Annotated in this window: 15 protein-coding genes; 8 read left to right on the plus strand and 7 right to left on the minus strand. The window is 56.1% G+C overall.

Annotation, left to right across the window (positions count from 1 at the left end; translation table 11 throughout):
* Positions 1-51: 51 nt before the first annotated feature.
* A complete protein-coding gene (locus ACR3FE_RS23580; protein WP_458210284.1) occupies positions 52-990 on the minus strand; it encodes an ADP-ribosylglycohydrolase family protein in 939 nt (312 codons plus the stop codon).
* A gap of 66 nt (positions 991-1,056) precedes the next feature.
* On the opposite strand from ACR3FE_RS23580, the gene ACR3FE_RS23585 reads away from it, so the two are divergent.
* Positions 1,057-2,073, plus strand: coding sequence for a metallophosphoesterase family protein (locus ACR3FE_RS23585; RefSeq protein ID WP_458210286.1), 1,017 nt, complete (start codon positions 1,057-1,059; stop codon positions 2,071-2,073).
* 96 nt (positions 2,074-2,169) lie between these two features.
* Entirely contained in the window at positions 2,170-3,258 is a 1,089-nt protein-coding gene (locus ACR3FE_RS23590; protein WP_458210288.1) for a sister chromatid cohesion protein PDS5, read from the plus strand.
* Between the two features lie 39 nt (positions 3,259-3,297).
* On the opposite strand, the gene ACR3FE_RS23595 is transcribed toward ACR3FE_RS23590, so the two are convergent.
* Positions 3,298-3,645 carry a hypothetical protein gene (locus ACR3FE_RS23595; RefSeq protein ID WP_458210290.1) on the minus strand — a complete coding sequence of 116 codons (348 nt, stop codon included), beginning with the start codon at positions 3,643-3,645 and terminating at the stop codon, positions 3,298-3,300.
* A gap of 422 nt (positions 3,646-4,067) precedes the next feature.
* Positions 4,068-4,928: a hypothetical protein gene (locus ACR3FE_RS23600; protein WP_458210292.1), complete on the minus strand. Its 861-nt coding sequence runs from the start codon at positions 4,926-4,928 to the stop codon at positions 4,068-4,070.
* Positions 4,929-5,024: 96 nt separating this feature from the next.
* Between ACR3FE_RS23600 and ACR3FE_RS23605 the strand changes: the two genes are divergently transcribed.
* The 5 genes from ACR3FE_RS23605 (at position 5,025) to ACR3FE_RS23625 (ending at position 12,334) form a co-directional block, all read left to right on the plus strand.
* Positions 5,025-6,479, plus strand: a complete 1,455-nt coding sequence (locus ACR3FE_RS23605) for a hypothetical protein (RefSeq protein ID WP_458210294.1) — start codon at positions 5,025-5,027, stop codon at positions 6,477-6,479.
* Positions 6,479-7,906 (plus strand): argonaute/piwi family protein, encoded by a 1,428-nt coding sequence (locus ACR3FE_RS23610; RefSeq protein WP_458210296.1) that lies wholly within the window; start codon positions 6,479-6,481, stop codon positions 7,904-7,906. Before ACR3FE_RS23605 ends, ACR3FE_RS23610 begins: the two co-directional genes overlap by 1 nt.
* Before the next feature lie 144 nt (positions 7,907-8,050).
* Positions 8,051-9,445 (plus strand): hypothetical protein, encoded by a 1,395-nt coding sequence (locus ACR3FE_RS23615; protein ID WP_458210298.1) that lies wholly within the window; start codon positions 8,051-8,053, stop codon positions 9,443-9,445.
* The gene (locus ACR3FE_RS23620) at positions 9,442-10,935 is read left to right on the plus strand and encodes a hypothetical protein (protein ID WP_458210299.1); all 1,494 of its coding nucleotides are present in this window, start codon (positions 9,442-9,444) and stop codon (positions 10,933-10,935) included. The genes ACR3FE_RS23615 and ACR3FE_RS23620 overlap by 4 nt, the downstream gene beginning before the upstream one ends.
* Before the next feature lie 274 nt (positions 10,936-11,209).
* Positions 11,210-12,334, plus strand: coding sequence for a tyrosine-type recombinase/integrase (locus tag ACR3FE_RS23625; protein ID WP_458210301.1), 1,125 nt, complete (start codon positions 11,210-11,212; stop codon positions 12,332-12,334).
* 340 nt (positions 12,335-12,674) lie between these two features.
* Here ACR3FE_RS23625 and ACR3FE_RS23630 read toward each other — a convergent pair whose 3' ends face one another.
* A complete protein-coding gene (locus ACR3FE_RS23630) occupies positions 12,675-13,952 on the minus strand; it encodes a hypothetical protein (protein ID WP_264783336.1) in 1,278 nt (425 codons plus the stop codon).
* 91 nt (positions 13,953-14,043) lie between these two features.
* Positions 14,044-14,520 carry an ArsR family transcriptional regulator gene (locus tag ACR3FE_RS23635; protein WP_264783335.1) on the minus strand — a complete coding sequence of 159 codons (477 nt, stop codon included), beginning with the start codon at positions 14,518-14,520 and terminating at the stop codon, positions 14,044-14,046.
* A 115-nt stretch (positions 14,521-14,635) separates the two neighbouring features.
* Here ACR3FE_RS23635 and ACR3FE_RS23640 point away from each other — a divergent pair, with 115 nt between their 5' ends.
* Positions 14,636-15,418 carry a DUF8170 family protein gene (locus tag ACR3FE_RS23640; RefSeq protein WP_458210304.1) on the plus strand — a complete coding sequence of 261 codons (783 nt, stop codon included), beginning with the start codon at positions 14,636-14,638 and terminating at the stop codon, positions 15,416-15,418.
* Between the two features lie 250 nt (positions 15,419-15,668).
* Here ACR3FE_RS23640 and ACR3FE_RS23645 read toward each other — a convergent pair whose 3' ends face one another.
* A complete protein-coding gene (locus ACR3FE_RS23645) occupies positions 15,669-18,566 on the minus strand; it encodes a UvrD-helicase domain-containing protein (RefSeq protein WP_458210305.1) in 2,898 nt (965 codons plus the stop codon).
* Positions 18,559-21,141 (minus strand): PD-(D/E)XK nuclease family protein, encoded by a 2,583-nt coding sequence (locus tag ACR3FE_RS23650; RefSeq protein WP_458210306.1) that lies wholly within the window; start codon positions 21,139-21,141, stop codon positions 18,559-18,561. The genes ACR3FE_RS23645 and ACR3FE_RS23650 overlap by 8 nt, the downstream gene beginning before the upstream one ends.
* Positions 21,142-21,339: the final 198 nt, after the last annotated feature.

Here is a 21,339-nt window from a genome sequence, read left to right on the forward strand (position 1 = left end):
ACTTAATCTTATTCTTAATATTAAGAATGGGCTAGACCAAGCCCTGGGAAGCTAGTTAACGGAACTCTCGTCCACGGTGAATTCTGCAGTCATAAGTACCGACTCGAGGCGCGCGATTTCATCGGCACACTCCAACTCGCCGGTCCATCGATCGGGGAATGCGTCTGCCCCGAACCGAGCTCCTGCGACAGCTCCCGTAACTGCACCGACGGTGTCGGTGTCATCTCCCATATTTACAGCAGAGACGATGGCACCCTCCGCCGTGTCCGCTGTAAGTCCGTGATACAGTGATGTTTGCAGCGTATCGACCACGTAGCCGCTTGCACTGAGCGTGTCGGGATTGATACCGTCCGGAACCGAGCGTAACGCTGTGAGGAGTTCTTCGGGGGCATCGGCTTCGATATGGTCGAGAGCGTCTCTGAGAGGGGTTGGTCGCTGGGTAAGTAACCCTGCCAAAGTGAGATTGAGCACGATACAGCCATACGTGCAGCGCGGATCCGCGTGCGTGATCGCTGAAGACGTCGCACTCACACGTGCGAGGTCACTCCACTCGTCCCGAAACGCGATCGAATACGGCGCACAGCGCATTACGCTCCCATTCCCAGCATTGCTCCCCTCGGCGCGGGACTCCCACACCTGCTGGCCAGCATCACGCCAGGAAGCTCCGTGTTTGATGTTCTGGAGGGCATCGCTGGTCATCAGGCCAATGTCGAACGGACCACTGTCGTACCAGGCGACAAAACGCTCAGCGATATCGTCCGGCCTGAACGCGTGATGGTCGGCGAGGCTTCGGGCAATACAGAGCGCCATTTCGGTATCGTCAGTAATGGTCCCTGCAGGCTGATTGTGCGTCCCGTGACCCAGCATCTCGGTAACCGTTCCGTGCGTCTGCGAAATCTGGTGTGAGGAACGGAATTCGATGGGCCGTCCGAGGGCGTCGCCACAAGCAAGTCCAAGAAGAACACCGGCTTCAGCATCTATTGACGACATATCCCTCTCTTTGAGAGTCGGTGATAAAACTATTAATCAGTGACAGCAGTGGTATGAGCAGTCGCTATGGAGAATACGTATGCTGATATTCGAAAAAAGCAGCATCTCGATATTACAGTCAAGGTTGTGACGTGCAGACCGGGTTCAGGTTCTCGACGCGCCTTCGAGATGACTGTCGAGGACGTTGATGGGACCTCATTTTCATTTACAGTATGGGCGAAAAGCTCGAATGGGCGGGACTACCCCTGGCAGGAGGGTCACTGGTATCGGCTTCACTCTGCATACGGCGAGGTGTGGCCAGCTGGCCGAGAGCTGCATGGGACGGGCAAACTCGAGATTGAACACAAAGGCGTTCGCCCGACCGACCGCCGTGCGAAGCTTCTCTATCTGACTGATACGCACCTGGGGAAGCAAACAGGCGGTCACAAAAACAATTCCTGGAAGATCGACACCGTCGCTGGATTCAACGCTGCGATTGATCTCGCGATCGAGCATCGTGTCGATGCCGTTGTTCACACTGGCGATGTCTTCCATAACGATACCAGGAACGGGATTCCGAGTTCGATCGAAGAAGCATGCCATGATGGTCTCACTGAGTTGGCGAACGCCGAGATTCCGTTCTACTTCATCTACGGCAACCATGCGCGGAAGAAGGGGCGCGTGTGTCTCGAACAGTTCTGTGATGCAGGATTAGCTACCCATCTTCGCTCCCGTCCCGCCGTGATCGGTGATGCTGTCGCACTCTATGGAGTCGACTATCAGAAATCGTGGGACCACGGTCAGCTAGGCTTTGAGCGTCCACCAAGCGGGGTCGCGACTCTCCTCTGTATGCATCAGTCGGTTGCACCGCTTACGGGAAGTCCGAATCCTGATTGCCACTTACAGGAAGTACTCGAAGAGAGCACGATTTCGATTGACGGGCTTGCTCTCGGGCATCTTCATACGAACGCTGAGAAAACCCTGAATGGCTGCTCTGCATTTTGTGGTGGGGCAACAGAACGACTGACCAGCGACCTTGAGCCAAGTGTAGAAACCATCACTGTCGAGCAGGGAGAGATCCGCCGTCAACGTCATGTCTTGTGACCCCCAGTGTGACGCTTAATCTTAAGAATAAGATTAATATCGTGCAGCACTGGTTTCCCACGGAATCCTCGAGGCAGTCTGAGTTCTCTCATTAGAATGTCCACCACCCAATATTTTATCAATTCAGTTACAACCAATCGAATAATGGCCAATTTCAGCGAAGACATCGCTGAGCGAGCAACCGACCTACAGCAACTCGCTATCACTAATCCTTCAGAGGTTTCTCTCGACGAATTGCATGAGATTATTTCGACACCGACCGTCTCGCCGAACACACATGGTGCTGCTATCGTCGCTCTACTCAATGTTGCCCGTGCCCGTGATGACGTTGGGTCAGCATTTGTCGATGACCTAGATCGCTTACTCAATCGACCATCCCTCAACGACGCGCTTGTTCTTCGCTGTCTCCGTCAGCTGGCGGCGAATGATCCAACTGCCGTCCTCAGGATTCAAGATGGAATCACTGATCGGATCACGCTCGAAGATTCCGAGACTACTCAGGCTGCAACGGGATGCTGCGTCGAGCTTGCAAGTACAGAGCCACAGGCATTCATCGATCAAGTTCCGATGCTCAGTGCCCTGCTCGACGTCAAGAACGAGACGATTCGCACGAATGCGATCTATATCCTTTCGCAAGTCGCTCACGCGTATCCAGAAGAGGTGAAGCCAATGGTCCCGCAACTGGTGGCGGGGATTACTGAACGCGATCAGTCGTACCAGACGAACGCGTTGTCGGCGCTCGGGGCAGTAACTTCAGCGTATCCAGCCACTGCGAAGTCAACCACTCAAGTCTTGGCTGAGCTAACGTCTGCATCGGCGCTGAAGGTGCGTGCTAATGCAGCCGCTTTACTTGCCGATATCGCCAAGAAACATCCTGACGCCGTCGAGGACCATGTACCGGCCCTGATTGAATGCTTCCACAGTGATGACGAATTTCTCTGTGGGAACGCTGCCTCCGCGGTTCTTCACGTCGGCGTTCATAATCGAGCAGCCGTCGAGGAGGCGATTCCAGCTCTCATCGAACTCTTGGACGATCCATCGCCAGTCGTCCGTCGAAACGCCTGCAAAGCACTCGGACAGCTAGACGCGACTGTGGCGCTAGTCCAGCTTCGCTCCGTTGCAGAATCCGACCCTGACGAGAAAGTCCGGAAATTGGCATCGTGGGCCATCGACGGGATATCGTAGCTTGAAGAGGTCGGTTCAAATCACCGCTTTACGACGGTTTCAGTCGCCAGCAGGCAGGTCGGGGTCGGCGAACTCGTCTTTGATATATACGACCGGAAGCCCCAACACGGCCCTGATGCGGTCGCGGTTTCCGTACATGTGCGACTTGTCCGAGGTCACTATTTTTCCAATGAAGTTTCGGTTGCGCTGGTGATTTGCATCGCACAGGATCACCTTGTCAACATACCCATCAACGAACCAAAGACGTCGATTCCGCTCTTCCTCGGTCCACTCACTCGTCGGGCCCCACGTGAGACGACTCTGAAGTTGGGCCCGTGTCTCCAGTGCATCGGTAATGATGGTATCGCAGAGCGCGTCCATCGCCTCACGAGCCACTTTACTGGTCACCTGCTGGTCGCCGATTTCGTCGCGGAGAAAGCTCCGGATATTGGGTCGAATAATCTCTCGGATCAGACGCGGAGGAAAAACGTTCTCTTCGATGCGAGTGACAGCGATAAACTCGTCAACGAGTGTTTCCAGATCCAGTTCCTCATCGGCGCAACTTCGAAGTTTAATCCCTAAGTTGGTCTGCGCAGCCCGAATTTTCGAAAACTTATCGCCGAACCTCCCCTCATCGGTCTCCCAGCTTACCTCTGCCGAATCGAGGGAGTTCTCTGAGGTGCTGTTACAGTATTCGTAAATCACCGCCCGACTCGTCGAGAGTGAGTTGTCGGTCTCGAAGAGTCGTTCGGCCTCGTCGCGCCATAGGTCGTGTAGGAACGTCACCCCGACAAGTGGGCCGGTGTCAAGGAAATAGCGTGACATGGAACTTATCCTGTCACCTCGAAATCGATGTAAGGCAAGACGAGTGCGTCTGCAGCTCTTCTCGAGGTCCTGTCGTCACGTGCGTTTGCTTCTGCCTTCTCGCGCTCCCAGCTACGAAGTAGAGAGCGGAGCTGTCTCTTCGCATCATCCAGGCTGTCGAGGCTCAACTCACGTTCAATCTGCTCACGCGTCAGACCGTCGTTCTCACGAACCGCGAGCTCCAGACAGAAAAGCCGCCAGAACGTCTTGGAATACTTCTTGGCCTCTTTGGGATCATACCCCGAAGAATCCAGCTCAGCGCTCATCAATCGGTACCAGATGTGAAGATCGTCCTCGTAGTCGGGAAAGGAGTCAGTAGGGAAGTCCTCAATGAAATCGTACAACGTCTCTCTCGTCGGTCCAGCATTCCGGTCGAAGGAGAGCGTCATCTGTGCCGAATCTGCAGTCCCCAACTGCTTATCCAGACGCCGGTAATGTCGCTGTATTTCGTACGGCGCATCGTCGTACATCCGGTCGGTGAGTCCCTCGAGGCCGAGGTCGTAGTAACGTTCAAGCGCGCGACTTGCCGCTCGACGTCCCCGCCGAATCGTCCCTTCTGGTCTGTCAATGGCAGCAGCATCGACGTCGCAAATTACTGGATCGTCGTTTGGCTCGCCTCCGGTGTGAACGCCGGTATTGGCAGTCGCCGTCATTGTACCATACATATACCAGAAGGTCGGGATGTCGGTCGTAACCCGCTCACTGTCTAGTTCCTCTTTCACGAAATAGAGCAGCTTGTGAACGGCCTTTCGGGAGAGGGGACTGTCGTACCTGTGTTCGTCGAAGAGAAGTGCAACCACCTCACTCACGCTCAGTTTCCCGTGCATCGATTCGTCAATCTATCATTAGAATCGGACATATATCTATGCTGTGGGTAGAGGAGAAACACTATCTATCAAAGAGCACGGATGTCCAGTAACTAAATGCCGATATACAATCACGAAGGAACAAGCGAGGCTAGTGGGGACAAGGGTGAAAAGTATAAGCAGGCGATCGAAGAGTACCTCCGCGCTCGGGGCTACAGCATCGAACGACGGTCGAATCATCACAGCACGACCGAAGACCTGGCCGCGGTCACCGTCGACGAGCGTTTCCACTATCTCAGCGGCGAGAAGGTAGGTGACGACGTCAAGAAGTTCGTACGGGTGGAGGCCAAGGGAACCAAGTTGTCGCGACTAGATGACGATTTCCTCACTGAGCTAGCTCGCGTTTTCATCGACTATTGCGAGCAGGACGGAGGATTCGAATACCACATTTATGCATCGTACCTCCAAGCCTTTGACAAGTGGGAGCGAATTTTCGATCCCAGGACGAACACCCCGGAGTACATCAATGACTACTTCGATACCTTGAAAGAGAGGCAGAAGCTGAATGACGCCGAGGAAGCAGCCCTCCAAGACCTTGGAGTAGAAGACTTCGAGTGGTTTCTCGCCGATGTCTTCGTCCACCGCGCCAGCTGGAACCGCCTCGGCCAGATGGCAGAGGATGAGCGGTCTGTGAATCGCTCCAAATGGGACTTCTACACCCGAGAGAATTCACCCGCGCGAGAAGCCGAGACTCTTGTCGCCAACTTCCTCCTTATTAGTGGGCTACCAGAATCGATTTACATCGGTGAAAACCTCGCAGATCATCCTGAGGACATCTACGTCGACAATCCTCGACACCTGCCCATCTGGGTCGAGTCAGGCCTGTTCTACAGCCTGATTCCAACGGAAGAGATGCCTGACTCGCTCCGTCCGTTCGTCGATGGGGAGTCTGTTCAGAGCCGACCGTTCGACAGTTGGCTAGAGAGCGAAGATACTGCACCCGACGTTGCGAAGCGACTGTTCAACCGCGAGATACGACGACGCGCAGTTGAAAGATACGAAGATTGTAGAATAGTTCGCCACCAGTACGAGAATCGCCTGCTCTTCAAACACGAAGGCGGGGGATCTGGCGAAGAGGACGATTCTCCGGTAAAGACGAGGGTCGAGGGATGGGACGTTGCGATGGATTGGGGCGCATATACTGCCCATCGCTATGCGGCACCGGTTGTCAAGCAATATAAGGAGCAGTTCTACGTCTTCATCGACACTGGGTGGATGTTCTCCCGTTCTGGTGGCGGCACCAGTATTGTAAAAGGCGACACCGCTAGCAAACTCCATGACAAACTCCAAAGTAGCGGCCATTACCGTCCAAATAATCTGAAGGCACAATTCCGACAGTGGCGCGCATACCTCGGAATGGACGAATCACCACCGCTTGAGGAGGCAGATGTAGAGGATGACCCCCAACGACTGGAGTTCGAGCACGAAGAGGGGTTAGAGCTTCGCGTGCGGCCTCCGAAAGACGGCTCCGAGAGGGAACTTCTCATGCAACGAGGTGTGGACGCGTACTGATGTCTGGGTTCAGAGTGGACTACCTCTCGGAGCCGGAACTCGTCTTCGCCGGTGGCAATACGGCGAAGGACCCGCGGAGCGGACTGCTGAAGTACGGGCCCTGCCCACCGCGTGACGGCTCTAATCATGAGGTGGTACGGGTTGGATTGATTGGTGATAGCTGGTCTATCTCGGCGATGCGAGACCTGCTTGAGGACATGCGTTATGGGATCCTTCCCGAGGGAGACGAGCGACAGCGGTGGAATCAACCCTTCCCGGGACTCGGCCCTAACTCTGAGCTCAAGATGTCGTTCGATCAGCGTCCGATGTGGCGGGGCGAAATCGAACATGATGACATCGACTCACTGAGCGACGTGCGCGATGATGCCGACCGTGTTGAGATGGCACTGGATTACATCAAGTACCAGATAGAGGGCGTCTGCTCGACAACCCCGAGCCCGGACGTAGTCATTGTAAGCATCCCGGAAACCCTCGCTGAGCTGTTCACAGAGGGCAAGAAAGCAGATACCATTCGGACGGCCGACACCGACTTCAGAAGCCGCATCAAGCTCCTGGGGATGCTGAATCAGACCCCGACACAGCTCATCGGCCCCAAGACCCTCCGCGGAGAGGATGTCCAACCACGTCGAGAGGTAGCGTGGAATCTCGCAGTGGGTCTACTCTACAAGGCTCGAAGAGGACGACCATGGAAGCTTACTGAACTCAAATCGAACACCTGCTACGCCGGCATATCCTTCTACGATGAGCGCGGGACGGAGCCAGACACCAGAGCGTCAATCGCGCAGGTGTTCATGGAGACCGGAGAGAATTTCGTCATCCGTGGCGATCCGGTCACCGACATCGCCAGCGATGATGATACAGGACGGACACATCTGTCGGCTGGAGATGCCGAGCGTCTAATCCAAACCATCTTGGAGCGGTACGGCGACCGAAGGCAGGATCGCCCTGATCGGTTGGTGATTCACAAGTCTTCCAACTTCTGGGAGCAGGAGACAGAAGGCTTCAAATCTGGCTCCGAGGACGTGAGACAGCGAGACTTCATCACCATTCGAGAGCATCACCCAATTCGTCTCTTCAGCAACACGCAGTACCCGCCTCTGAGGGGTACAGTCGCCCTGCCACCTGGGAGAGAAGAGTACTACCTCTACACGAAGGGATTCATTCCAGAGATTTCTGCGTACGCTGAGTCCGGCACTCCAAATCCAATCGTCGTCCGCCCCCATGAGGACGTGAACGCTACCTCGTACCGGGAAATCTGCGAGGAGATACTCTCATTCTCGAAGCTCGATTGGAACAGCTCTGACTTCTGCAAGAAGCTCCCTGTGACGGTCGGGATCGCTGACGCTGTCAGCGACATTCTCGCAGAACCCATGGCACAGAACCTACCCGACGGGGCGTTCCCGTACCACTACTACTATTATATGTGAACCACCCACTACGCTTCTCAGATAGGTTCGACAGTGAAATCCTCGGTGGAAATGAACGCACAGTCGAGTTCGACGAACGGAGCAACACACGGAGAGCAGTTCGCTTGAAATTAGCGTCGCCCTTCCCATCGGGCAAATTCTTTTGTGCCACTGAGAAAACTGATAAACAACACAATGTATAGTCAGCAAACACCTTCTGATGAAAGCCTCCACAATTATGCTACCCGACGACTCACAGCCAAACACCTTCGAGCTCTAAGCCACATTCTTAACGGACAAAGCAACCAACGCCATCTATCTGAGTATATTGACAAGTCCCCAACCACCAGTGCTGACTCTTGGGCAACCAGATTGGTCAACAACCACTCAGACGGTCTGAAGCAGTTTCTCCACATTCTCGACACCGAATTCAGCCAAAGCGAGATCTCCGCGAATGACGTCGTTGACTACCTCGTCAACAACTACGGTTCAGCCCACACAACGCTAACAACTGAACTCCTCGAAGAACAATCCCGGCCCGCACTTCTCGTCGCTACGTACTACTGTATATACGACACCCAGAACAAGAGCCTCTCTGACGGCTTTCAGAATCTGCTGGCCGCAGCGAAAATCTACAAGCAGAACAGTAAATCGACGTTCGTCATTGAGGACGAACGGGTACCGTTCAATAAAGTCGAGGGCAACATCAAACAGTTCCTCTCGGACTGGAATACAGAAGGCGAACGAAAGCTAGCGGTACAACGAGATATCGATCAGCCGGAAGAGATGGCGCAGCTGAAATTCTATCGCGAGAAGTACCGAACTGCCCGGCACGTTTTCCGATTCCGTCAACAAGGTAGGAGTACACCCTACAATCCCGGCGATCCCGACATTGAGTATGAATCCGAATTTGCAGTAGACACGCTCGGTATGAGTATCCGAAATCGGGACAGCTCTGTGAAGATTGAGTATTCTGGCGACTTGAGTGGGTGGACAAAAATAACGGATCGGTTCCTCCGGAACGTTTTCGAGATTAATGACGGTGATGATGCGCTGATACCCAAACCCTATCCGGGGGCGAATTACGTTTTGGATTCTGCACGCCAGTCTGCCCGGAAGCTGAATCAGGACGAGGAGGAAAAGTTGATTGAACGAGTGAATGACGCGGCGGAGGAGCTGTGGGAAAAGGTTATCGCTGACCTCCAGGCCGATTCGGAGATTAGCGGTGACGAGGTGGACAACGCAAAAGAGTGGTACGAGAGTTTGGCACTCTCTGGGTTCCGCGTTCTGAAAGACGAGCAAACAAATGTACATCGGGCTAACGTGCGTTCGCAGGGTATCTTAGAAGATGTGGAGAAACGAGTATCCCGATTGGGACTCGTCGAATACTTCCAGCAAGTCGAGGACGAGAAGATTGGTCTCTACTTCCAGATTGAGAATCCGGCAACCGACGAGCGTGCTGTCTTCGAAGTCCACCAAGACGAATGGTCTGTCGTTGGGCGAGGAATTGAAAGTGCAGCGTTCGAACGGGTAGAATCCCTGATGGAGACTGAGCTATGACGCAGTCCATACTCGAGTCACTGGAGAAATATCTTCACACCGGCTGTTCACCCAAGCGAGATGATGTTCCTGGCCAGTTGATTGATGAAGGATTTGTCGAGTGCAAGACACGAAGTCAGATTGCCTGTCCCAATACTTTCTGCGAAGCTGATGCACGCCCACCAAACGGAGTAGGAGACTCCTATGAGGTAACCGTTGTCTGCAACGGTACAGATAGCCACTCAAGCACCATCGAGAAAACAGATCTTCTGAGTTGTTCCTTAGAACCTGAAGCAGTATTAGACGGCCTCTGCAATCATTTGAAGGTAGAACGCGACGGAACACCGAACCTTGGGCTGCCCTCATACATTTCAGCTCCTACAACCAACGGTGTTGACGTTTGTTTGATTACTGAACCTTCGCAAGAAGAAGAGACTGCTGACCAGATTATCCGAGACGCAATCCAGCACGACCGGGTCGTGGTATTGCTCTCACTCCAAGACACGGTAGATCATATCATCGAAATCATCGACAGGTATGCGATGGCCACGGTTCGTCCCTACCCGTTTTCAAAACTGGAAGAGACTGGTGTTCTTCGCCAGCTCATGCGAAGTGCTACGATTTCAAGAGACCGCAAGCTTAGTGTACAGAACCTCTACGAGCTTGACGAAGATGATCTTCTAGTCTATCTCAGCGAGAATCCTGGGATGGTAGGTGAGAAGTTGGCACACTTGATTACTCTCCGAGAGACTGGCGGTGCCAGCAACAAGGAGATCGCCAATCAGTTCGAGAAAACATGCAGAGTTGCGTTCATGATGCTCGAAGGCATTCTCCTACCTGATGAAGGGGGTGGGGAGGATAACTTCGAGAATGTTGCTGACACCGCGTTTGAACTCCCGCAGGGCAGACACGGTGGGTTCCCCGAAGAACGGTTGGATGGGTACCCCGAGGTGTTCAGTGTCGTAGACGCGAAGTCGGGGCAAGAAGCACGTCTTGATAAGGAGGAAATCATCACCAAGCACAAGCGATACCTTGCCCGGACGAGCATCCACGCGCTCAGGAACCACCATATCAGCCACGTAATCGTCACTCACGAGCTTTCTGGTGCAGAGGACATTCGATGGTACAATCGGCTGAAAGAGGCCTATAAGGGCGATTACAGCGTCGTCATCGTGAAGACAGACGCGCTCTATCAGTTGGTGGAGTCATTCGCGGTTCCCCTCGTTAAGAATGAAGTGAATCTCTCCAAGGGTGATCCAGTCGAGGTGATCCGCCCATTCTTCGATAGCCGTGTATTTGAGCAGGAGTTGAGTCCAGAGGTACAGCAGATCACCCGGGAGAACTCGCCGCAGACAAAGCTTCCAGAGCGGTACAATAGTTACGAGGAAGCACTCAATGACTGCAGCGAGCTTATCGTGGTTACAGAGGAGATGGTGAGTCAACATCTCGATGAAGTGCTTGATGCGAATGTCGTCAAGCGACTTCACCATGATTACCACCAACAGCACTAGCGGGTAACGTTAGCGTGGCAATAGGAGTTCAGTGCACCTCTCCTGCCTTCCTTGACAATCTTGTAACGAGCCACCCGGTGAACGGGTTGAAGCCTCGACGACGTCTTGCAGTAGACTTTGTATAGCCATATACGATATATAAGATAGAATATCGGCGTTATAGCCTGTGTATCCTTTGGTATATGGAGAATTCGAGGATACACATTCACTGTGTATTATCCCCGTTGTACACAGTAGATTTACGTGGGTCGCCGCCGTCGGTCGAGCACGAACCATGGAACCCGACGAGGGCGACGCTACACCCAGGGAAACACCAGTCGAGACGGCCATCCAGCAGTACCTCGACAGCGTCGAAGCCGGGAACTCCCGGAAGAACTTCGCGTCGACCCTCGCGACGTGGCGAACCTGGCTGCGCGAGGAGCGCGGTGTGACGGACCTCGAGGACCTGGACGTCCTCGACTGCCGCCGATACGCGCGTTATCTCAAAAAGCAGGCCCGCGACGGCGATTTGAAAGCGAGTACCGCGACCACCTACTACGCGTACGTCCGCGCGTTCCTCACGTTCTGCGTGGCCGACGAGCTCCTCGATACGAATCCGGCCAAAGCGAAGCGTGCCACCGACGAGCTCCCCGAGGATCTCGGTGACGCCGACCGGCAGTTCTGGCGGGAAAAGGAGCGGCGGGCGATCATGCGCTACGTCGACGAACGTGTCGATCACGCCCTTGACGAGGAAGCGGACGTGAGTCGTGAGCGGGCCTTTCGCGACCGAGCAATCGTCTATCTCCTGGGACTCTCGGGCGTTCGCGGCGCGGAGGTGTTCGCTGAACCCTCGGACGACAAGCGCAACGGCATCACCTGGGGAGACGTCCAACTCGACTCCGGTGCCGTCCGCGTCCTCGGGAAGTCACGAGAGTACGAGTACGCACAGCTTCCCGAGCGGGCCGCCACGGCATTAGAGCGGTACAGGACGGTCCTCGATCCACCGACCGACGAGTGGCCGGTCTTTCCCAGCGGCCACGTCCCATCGAAATATCGCGCCGTTCGCGAGCAGCTGACCCGCGAGGGAGTTTCGGACGACGAGATCGAGACCATTCTCGAGCGCAGCGATATCGAGACGGTGCTCCGAGAACATGAGATCATCCCACCAGCGCTCTCGACGAACGGTGCTCGCAACCTGATGAAGCGGCTGTGTGATGACGCTGACCTCGACGTCGACGGTGACTACCTGAAGCCACACGGTGCCCGTCGAGGGCTTGGCCACGAGCTCTACGCGAGCGGCCACGCCGAACTCGCCCAATCAGCACTCCGACACGCGAGCATCGAGACTACCCACGAGTCGTACTCCGACATCCAAGCAGCCGAAACCGCGAAGCAAGTGGACGATCTCCTCAAGGACTGAATTAACCAACGCCATCCCAATCTCATGGAGATTGTTGGTTAAGCCGTGTGGGAATCCTCCGCGCCATTGGTTGACCCTAATGTTAAGGTTAATTTTAAAACGTCCGGGCAACTGTACTGACACAGCCATCGTTGGCTACAGATGGAATCATTAGAAGATCTATTACCGGGATCGTGCCCCTCAACCTCTTGAAGCTGTTTAATATTAAGATTAGAATTAAGGATTCCACAGTCTATTCCTAGTCTCACAGCAAGGCACCAAGATAGTGGTAGCTTAGAGCTACCATGGTAGCTCTGAGAGTACATTCATCGGAAAAGACAACATAAGGTTCCACCACCCGTCAATTGCGCGGCTTTAGCCACGACCGCCGGAGTTCCTCATCCTCTGGTGTCCCCTTAAAGAAAAACACGTCAGCGCCCGCTTCGGTGAGTTGCGGGATTAGCTCTCGCTGGCTATTAGGAATATGTGCACGACCCGATTTGGAATCCGTGTACTTCACTTCGACGTAGGCCCCCTGATGGGAGAGCGTGACATCCTCGTCGTCAAGACCGGAGAGAAACGCCTCGACATCCGCTTGCTCACCGTAGACGAAGAAGTCAGGAATACCAGCAGGCGGGGTGTGTTTCGAGTGACCATCGAAGATGGCTTCAAGCGCGCTGGGAACAGCCTCGCAGAGCGCTTCATAGTCGAACTCCCACCTCGCGTTGCTCGGGTTGACATCAATGAACGCCCAGAGAGTCTCTGGCCCGTCGACGACCTCTAACCCTGAATCCTGTGCCATCTGCTCAAAGTAGTCCTCGAAGTTCTGTCCGTTCTGATTACCGGCGATGGTTCGGCGACTTCGTGGGTTCAGGTGTTCAGGGTTCTTTCGAAGGTATTCCACTAGCGCTCGCTCGATTTGAGGGATCACCTTCGATGCCGTTGGGAAGAGATTCTTGCCAACGTCTCTCGCCTCAGAGAGGGTTCCGACGGCGTCAAGATCGGCGCGCTCTCCCGCCTCTTCTTGGAGTGCCTCAATGATTGGGTCGAATTGGATACGACTGTCATCTGGACGAAAGTCATCACCTCGAACGACGAGGCCGAACGTCTTCTCCTCAAATCGGATCGGATTCGCGTGCCGGATACGCGGGATCGCCCAGTCAGAATAGTCAATCAGACGTCTACTGTAGGCACTTGGTTCCAGCTCCCAGAGCGGTAGGATGTCGTGATTACCAATGTACGGCTGAAGGACTGAGTTATCAAGTGCTGAGAAAATTCGCTCACACTCAGCGGTTGATCGGCCGCAGATAATGAGTGGAACTTCTTTGTCACCCGTGTTGAGCGTCAGAGATAGGGCCCTCGTAAGTCGGTCTTGAAGGACCTCAACCCACCTCTCGCCTTCCCTACGACTCTCTAATCCGCGAACGTACAACAGTGAACGGCTGCTGCTCTCTTTCTCAGCAACTGCGTAGCCTTCTCCCGAGTATGTCATCACCTCGTCCGACTCAACAATAGAGAACTCCCGCTCTCGTTCGTCCTCCAAAATATGGCACCGGACGCACGAAAACTGGTCCTTCTCGAACACCGGTCCATCGAAAAGGTGTGCACCGCAGTGCTGGCAAGTTATCTCGTTCTCCACGGTTAGTAGAGAGTCGGTGAGAGGGGTCAAAATTCATGGAGTTCCCTATGAGATCCACAAACCACTCTCCTCGAGATTCTCCTGACGAACCCTAGGAAACCTCAGCCTCTTCCAGATCCGGTTCGTCGAATTCGAGTGCCTCTCTAACGGCTTTGGGAAGAGTCGGTCGCGGTGCGTCCTCGTGGCGCTGCACCCGCTCGGATTTTTTCGTCTCCTCGTAGACAGCGCGTGCAACTGGGACGCCCCGCAGGAAATTATGCTCGTAGAGGATCTCAACCCCACGCTCGGTCGGCCCCCAGAACTTTGACGGGAGGTCTCGCGTCGACACGTTGGGTTCGTGCACGTAGACGTCAAGGATTCCTGCCTCTTGGAGTGTCTCGAGCTGGTCGAGGATGGCCGCCTCGTTCTTCGGAATCATGTAGTCGAGCTCGGCCAACGACGCGAGGTGTGCTGGGTGACCAAGGATCAACTGCAAGATGAGGTGGCGCGTCTCCTGGGAGAGCAGCTCACGCATTCGCTGCTGCTCTGCGAAGGGGTCCTCAAACCCTTCCGGGGCCGTGTCGCTCATACGATAGAGTAGTGGGCTCGACTGCATAACGGTTTGGGTTGAACAAGTCAATAGAATCGCCGAAACACTGAGTCAGTTAGAAACGCCTTTTACTCAGCCAGTACTGTTCCCACTTATGAGTGCTCCATCTGTGCCCCCAAACTCGGGCGAGATCATGAAGGCTGTGCAGCAGGCTTTACGTGGGCTCGACGTCGGGTCGACGGAGGCCGTGCGAATCCTCTCGTGGGCAAACAGTGAGACACCAGCGATCTACGACCGGGATCAAACCGCGTATCTCGTCCTCGGGAGCTACCGTGATCCGTATCTCCGACGCGTACGGGCGGTCAGCGATCGGCTAAACCGCCGATACGGAACGTATGCCTTCCTCATCGGAGACCTCTCAGACATCGATCTTCCGCGTCTTCCGGAGTTCCGGGTGAAGTTCCATATCACGGCGACACTCTGTGATTACGTGGCTGCCGTGTTCGAGCAAGACGCGGGCGGGGAGATCAACGAACTCGGCAAACTGGGCGAAACCGAGTACTTCGAAAAGGCGTACGCCTTCCCCCGTGCCTACCAGTGGGAAACGGAGGACCACCTCACCGACGAACGTGACGTAGTCGCTGCTGCTGCGCAAATCATAGCTGCCACCGACATCGATGACGAGACAAAGACTGCAGAACTCGAGGCTCTCGTCGAACGAGCAAACCAAACTGGGATCGACATCTCGGTCGATGCGGTGAGGACCACGCTTGAGGAACACGATATCGAGGTTCCGTCGTACAGCTGGGTCCATCTGAACGACTTCCGTCTCTTCGAACTCCACGGGCGATGTTATCCCTGGACGACTGAGGAAGAGCTACTCGACGCTACAGATGATCTCCCGGGGTCGCCGAGACCGGGGTGGGAACAACGATAAGACTTGTTTTAACATTAATTCTAATCTTAAGGATAGGTCTGTCATTGTTGCTCAGCATCAGTGTGTCCAATCGGAGGTCTGCTTGTCCGAGAGAAAAGCTGGAGTTCCCACTGATGTGAATAGGCCCTCATTGAAGCGTCGCTGTCTGCGATCAGGACAAAAGCCACCATTAACCTTAACTCTAAGATTAAACAGGGCTCGTGCCCGTTATCAAGAGACGTGACTGGTAAATTCCTTCCCCGTATTCGGCTTAACGGGAGCTACCTAACGGAGGTGTAGCTTGGAGCGATTCCACATCAGACACCGACTTTACGACGTCGACAAGGTCATCTCGTGAGAGGGGATCGATCTCTTCGCGGACGCCATCAACGGTGTAGAAGATCGACGCCGAAATCTCATGCTCAGGATACAGCTCCCGAAGCACGTGATAGTAGACACTGAGTTGTTTTCGATACTCGGCTTCCGCGTGCCGACCACGGTCGGTCTTGTAGTCGACCACTTCGATGCGGTCAGCTCGAACGTGGACGAGATCGATGATCCCGGAGATCATCACGCGAGTCCCGTCGACGTCCAGCGGAAGATAGGCGTCCTCCTCGACGAGCAGGTCGCCCGACAGGCCGTCGAGAAACGACATCACGTGCTGTTTGTCGTCCCATCCGGGGTCGTCCCGATTCAGTTCTACATCATCGCCGCGCGCGTACGCTTCCGCAAAGTCGTGGACGTCGGTACCGAACGCCTTCCCCATACCATCGTCGACGTCCTCGAAAACATCCTCACGCATCAGCGAATGTGGTGAGTGACCGACCGGTCCCTCCGGTGTCGGTACCGTGATCAGCAACTCCTTCTGCTCGGTTTCGTCTACGGTGTCCGCATCAGGTTCAGTGTCCCACGCTTCGATTTCGACCGGGAGTTCTTCGAGGAACGTGTTTGGGTCCTCCCCGGCCGAGAAGATCACGTGGCTCTCGGCGCGCGTAATCGCCACGTAGAGCAGTCGGCGCTCCTCGTCGTACTCCCTGGGCAAACACCGGCGGAGGACGTCAGTCCGCCAGTCATCGTACACGTGGGGGAGGCCGTCAGCCTCGGCGTAGCGTTTCCGCTGTCGGAGCCCGACCGGATCCTGAAACGTGATCGTTCCACTCCCGCCGCCCGATGGCGGGAATCGCCCACTGTTCATGTTCGCGAGCACGACGATCGGATGTTCGAGCCCCTTCGCTGCGTGAATCGTCTGGACCGTCACTGAGTTTGCACCGGCGTTCGCGTGAACATCGTGGGTACTGCCCGCATCGATGCCGCGCTCGATGAACCGGATAAGGTCTCCCCGAGTCAGTGTCGTCGCGGTGTGTACCGACTGAATCGTGTGGAGGACGACGTCGGCTGTAGCACCGTCGTACCCGTACCGCGAGAAGACGCGTTCGGCCACCCCGCCGAGCGTCTCCAGTTCTGCCAGCTTCTCGCGGAACGAGCGCATGTTCTCGGGATACGCCTCGGTCTCCAGGACGTGCTTGATCTCATCGAGTGTGTAGCCTGCTTCCTCGAGGACGACCGCCCAGCCGCGGTCGGTGTCGGATTCGAGGATGCGGAGCCACGCCAGCAGTAACTTTGCCTGGGGCGTGCGGAACAGCTCGATCCCGCCCTCGTACGCCATCGGCAGTCCGTACTCCTCGGCGGTCTGCAGCAGGTCGCGGCCGAACTCTCGTGTTCGCGTGAGAACTGCGACGTCTCGATACTCGGGCGTCCGAAGCGACCCGTCATCGGCCTCAACCTGGTAGGCGTCGTTGCCCACTAGCTCCTGTATCTTCGCAACCACCGACTCGTGTTCCTCCGGGCTCGCGATCGCTTCGATCTGGGTGTTCTCGTGTTCGGTGTTGGTCGAGAGTGAGACGATTCGATCCTGAACGGCCTCGACATCGACATTGTCCCGGTTCGCCGCCGGAACGAGTAGCCCGTGCTCCGAGAAGTCAAGGATCTCCTGGGTGGAGCGGTAGTTCTCGATAAGCTCGATGGTATGAATCGGCCGAGTGTCGAAGGTAACCCGTTCGTGGTCGGCGTTCAGTTCGTCGACGAACCGATTGAGGCGGTCCTCGAAGGCAGTGATGTTCTCGACTTCGGCGTACTGGAAGCCGTAGATGCTCTGTTTCCAGTCGCCGACGACACAGAGGTTGTTCGTGCCCGCGAGTAGCAGCGTCAGCTTGAACTGGATCTCGCTGGAGTCCTGGAACTCGTCAACCATCGCGTAGTCGAAAGCAATGGACTCACGAAGCGCGTGGTCCTCACAGAGCAGGACGAACGCGAACAGTTGGAGGAAGCCGAAGTTGAGGTAGTTCCGGCCGAGCGCGAATTCGAGGTACTCGTAGTAGACATCGTGAACGAATGCCTTGAGTCCCTCGCGGTCAGCGTCGAATACCATCCGAGCGACGGCATCAGGGACGCGTTTCGTGCCCTGCCCACGAATCTCGGCCTTCTCAGGGGCGTCTGGCAGGTAGCATTTGTTCTTCCCGTAGCGATTGAGCTTCGAGCGAAGCCGTGACTGCTTGCTCCCGCCATTCTGTGGCTCATTTACCTCGTCGAACAGCGATTTGAACGCCTCGAAATCCCCGTCGAGATACCGTTCGCCGTTCCGATACCAGCCGTCGGCTGTCGGGAACACGCCCTTCGAGGCGAGTTGCGAGACGAGTCCGAGGAGTTCGGTCGGGTCCGAGACGATGCGGAAGTAGTCATCGTACTCGGGGTGGTCGTCGCTGAACCGGTCGATGAACTCCCCGAACAGGGCTTCCTCGACGAGGTCGTCCTCGACGATCCGCGTCGAGCCCGTGATGCGGTCGTCGATCCCGAGGTGCGTCGGCGCAGCATAGCCGTGCTCCTGGAGGAGATCGTGGCAGAGCGAGTGGAACGTCTGGATCGGCGCGTCCGCGAGATCGCGCATTCCGTACTCGCAGTGGCCGACGATCCGGTCCTTCATCTCGGTTGCAGCGTTGTTCGTGAACGTCACCAGCAGCACGTCCTCAGGGGCGACGTCGTCCTCGTCGACGATGTTCGCATAGCGGCGCGTGATGGTGAACGTCTTCCCCGTGCCTGCGCCGGCGTCAACGAGGTATAAGCCGTCGGTGCTGTCGATGAGGTCCTGCTGTTGAGGGTTGGGATTAGTCATGGTCAAGAAGGAGGTCGCGGTTGTCCACGCGACGGTAGTTCGGTTCACCGGCGAGCCCGTTCACAGGGAAGCGTTCTTCGCCAGCACGTCGGTGGTTCAGTTCCGTCATACGCTCGGTGACGAACGTCTCGAAGGCGTCGAGATCTTCTTCGAAGTAGTTCTGACTCCGAACTCGTGCCAGCTGACGAAGCAGCTGTTTACAGCCCGACGAGACGTATTTGAACTCGCCGACACACTCCTGCAGTCGGGTTTGCATCGCCTGCCCGAACTCGGAGTCGATGAGTTCGTCACTGTCACGCGTCGCCGGTAGCGGGGCCGTCTCGAACGCGGCTTGGTAATCAGCGTACGCAATCTTCGAGAGCGTCTTCTGGCAGTTCTTTGCCCCGTCATCGCGGAGCGCCTCGAACGTCGCTCGCGACCGGGCGTGCTCCTCGAACGGGGTCGGATGATACTCAACGGTCGTCAGCGTCTCCTCTACGTCCGCTTCGCCGGCGACGACGTCGTCGAGCGTCTCGAGAAAGTGGAAGAACGTGAACTGTAGGCGCTCGCCTGGGCGCTCGCTCCGACGGTGGGCGAGATAGAGAAGTGCCTGGAAGTTCGGCGTATCGCTCGGTGGATCGAGCGCGGAGTTCTTGACGACGCGAGACGCCCGTTTCCGACTCCCACTCTTGTAATCGAGGAGGTGAGTCGGTCCATGAACAAGGTCGATCTTGCCTTTCAGTCCGAGGTCTTCGTTCTCGAACCAGCGCTCCGTGAACGGCGAGTCGACTTCCCTGTCAAAATGGGCCGCGAAGAAATTCTGGCCCCACCCGCTGTTCGGAGTGAGCAGATCGTCACCCTCCGGGGTGCGTTCGTCGAGCAACTCGACGATGGTTTTGAGGCCGACCCGGTACTTGGTACGGCGCGTTGGACGGTCGACGCGCCGCACGAACGGACCCGCCTCCTCGAGCATTACGTCTACGAGGTCTTCGATGGTCTCCTCGTCGATCAGGTCGGGATGGTTGACGTAGAACTCGGCGAAGTCGTGGAAGAGATTCCCCTCCTTGAAGTAGTCCTTATCGGGGCCGTCGACGAGCCGACTGAAGAGGTAGTCACGGGGGCTGTTGACGTACGTACTCAGACTGGACTGGCTGACGGTGTCGATTTGCGTCGGTGAGACGTCGAGTGATTCCTTCTCGAACCCATCCTGGGCCGCACTGAAGGTCCGTCCGTGAGTCACCGTATCGAGATCGCTGAACCGTTCGAAGTCGTCATCAAGGAGGTCCTCGAAGTAGAGACACGGCGTTGCGGGTGAGCCGCCGATCGTGTCCTGAACGAGGTAATACTGTTCGACGCCGTTCTGGAGGAGGAGCTGAAACTGCGTCAGGTTCCGACTGAATTCAGCGTCACGGTCGACCCATGGACGACGTGGTGGAGAGTGAGTCCACGCTTCGTCGAGGCCGAGGTAGAATACGACGGGGCGGTCCACGTAGGCTGCTGACTTTGCGTCGGCCAGGAGAACCCCTTCGTCTTCGCGGTCGACGGGGACCTCGTAGCTCTGAAGGTAGTATTCGAGCCGATCAATGCCCTGTCTAGTGACGTCGTCGGTAGCGATCCCGAGCGCCTCGAGTTCATCTCGGAACGCATCGAGGCTGATCCCGGCCTGTCGTTCGTATGCAGTAAGTGCTCCAGCGAACGTTGTCTCGCCGATCTCCGCGCTGAACTCCTGAAACCACGTCAGACTGGCGGCGTCGACATCCTGTAGCCGCTTGTCGTCGTGTTCAACGTCGACGGCGATCCCGAGGCTGGAGAGAACAGAACGAATGGTCTTCACGCGCGTCTCCGTCCCGCGAGTAGCGGCGCGAAGGAACTGGACGAATCCGCGGTGGTGCTGTTCGTCAGCGAACCCGGGGCCACCGATAAACGGAATATCGGCGGCTTCGAGCGCGCTCGGGACGAGCGTTGCATATTCACTCCCGCGATCCGCGACGACCGCAACGTCCTCCGCATTGTCGGCGGAGACGATGCCGAGCACAGCGTCGACTATTGCTGTACTTGAATCGAAAATGTGGAACGGCGGTCGGTCGAATGCGGCATCGGTGAATGGATCGAACGTATCGTACTGCGTGGGGAGAATCGATCGTTCGAGGGTCGTAAGTTGGTCGTGGCCGACGACGGCGACGTCTTTGCTGTCGTCGATTTGGTACTCGTCGAGTCGCCGGGAGGTCGTATCGAGCGTTGAGAGCTGTTCGACGGTGGTCTCAGTCGCGGTGTCGGCGTAGGCGTCGTAGTCGAGAACGGCATCGACCCGTCCCTGGTGCTCCCAGCATTGGAGCGTGTTTCCGATCGCGTAGGCAGCTTGCTTCCACTCGAGATCGGTAGTCGTAACGAGTTCGAGAAAGGCGCTCCGGTCCTCGGCGCGTTCGCGACGACCTGCTGCGAGTCGACGCGGCGTGATGGCAAATATACCGAAATGAGCTCGGTCAAGACGTCGGTTCAGCCCACTGGCAAGCGGCGCATCAGGAACGATGACGAGGTCATAGTCTCGGACTTCGTCGTAGAGGGAGTCAAGTGGTTTCGCCCGCGTAACTGGCACGGCAACAATAACTCAGCCAATAATTCATATAATTATCGCCAAGTGTGTATTGGATAGCGATCACTTGGTATCGGTGAGAAAGAAGTCGCCGGCTAAGACACCAACCCCTTCATTTGCGGAGAAGTGGGTCGGGAAGCGCAGGACAGTCGTAATCGAAGGCCCCCTGTTTAACCAACAAAATTAAGCCTCAGAGCCCCA

Source organism: Haladaptatus rarus (genome assembly GCF_054177585.1).

Bases quoted from the DNA above. Each gene is read 5' to 3' on its own strand.
- ACR3FE_RS23635 (WP_264783335.1), bottom strand. From the start codon at position 14,520: ATGAGCGACACGGCCCCGGAAGGGTTTGAGGACCCCTTCGCAGAGCAG.
- ACR3FE_RS23590 (WP_458210288.1), top strand. From the start codon at position 2,170: ATGTCCACCACCCAATATTTTATCAATTCAGTTACAACCAATCGAATA.
- ACR3FE_RS23640 (WP_458210304.1), top strand. From the start codon at position 14,636: ATGAGTGCTCCATCTGTGCCCCCAAACTCGGGCGAGATCATGAAGGCT.
- ACR3FE_RS23585 (WP_458210286.1), top strand. From the start codon at position 1,057: ATGGAGAATACGTATGCTGATATTCGAAAAAAGCAGCATCTCGATATT.
- ACR3FE_RS23580 (WP_458210284.1), bottom strand. From the start codon at position 990: ATGTCGTCAATAGATGCTGAAGCCGGTGTTCTTCTTGGACTTGCTTGT.
- ACR3FE_RS23625 (WP_458210301.1), top strand. From the start codon at position 11,210: ATGGAACCCGACGAGGGCGACGCTACACCCAGGGAAACACCAGTCGAG.
- ACR3FE_RS23610 (WP_458210296.1), top strand. From the start codon at position 6,479: ATGTCTGGGTTCAGAGTGGACTACCTCTCGGAGCCGGAACTCGTCTTC.
- ACR3FE_RS23605 (WP_458210294.1), top strand. From the start codon at position 5,025: ATGCCGATATACAATCACGAAGGAACAAGCGAGGCTAGTGGGGACAAG.
- ACR3FE_RS23620 (WP_458210299.1), top strand. From the start codon at position 9,442: ATGACGCAGTCCATACTCGAGTCACTGGAGAAATATCTTCACACCGGC.
- ACR3FE_RS23645 (WP_458210305.1), bottom strand. From the start codon at position 18,566: ATGACTAATCCCAACCCTCAACAGCAGGACCTCATCGACAGCACCGAC.
- ACR3FE_RS23600 (WP_458210292.1), bottom strand. From the start codon at position 4,928: ATGCACGGGAAACTGAGCGTGAGTGAGGTGGTTGCACTTCTCTTCGAC.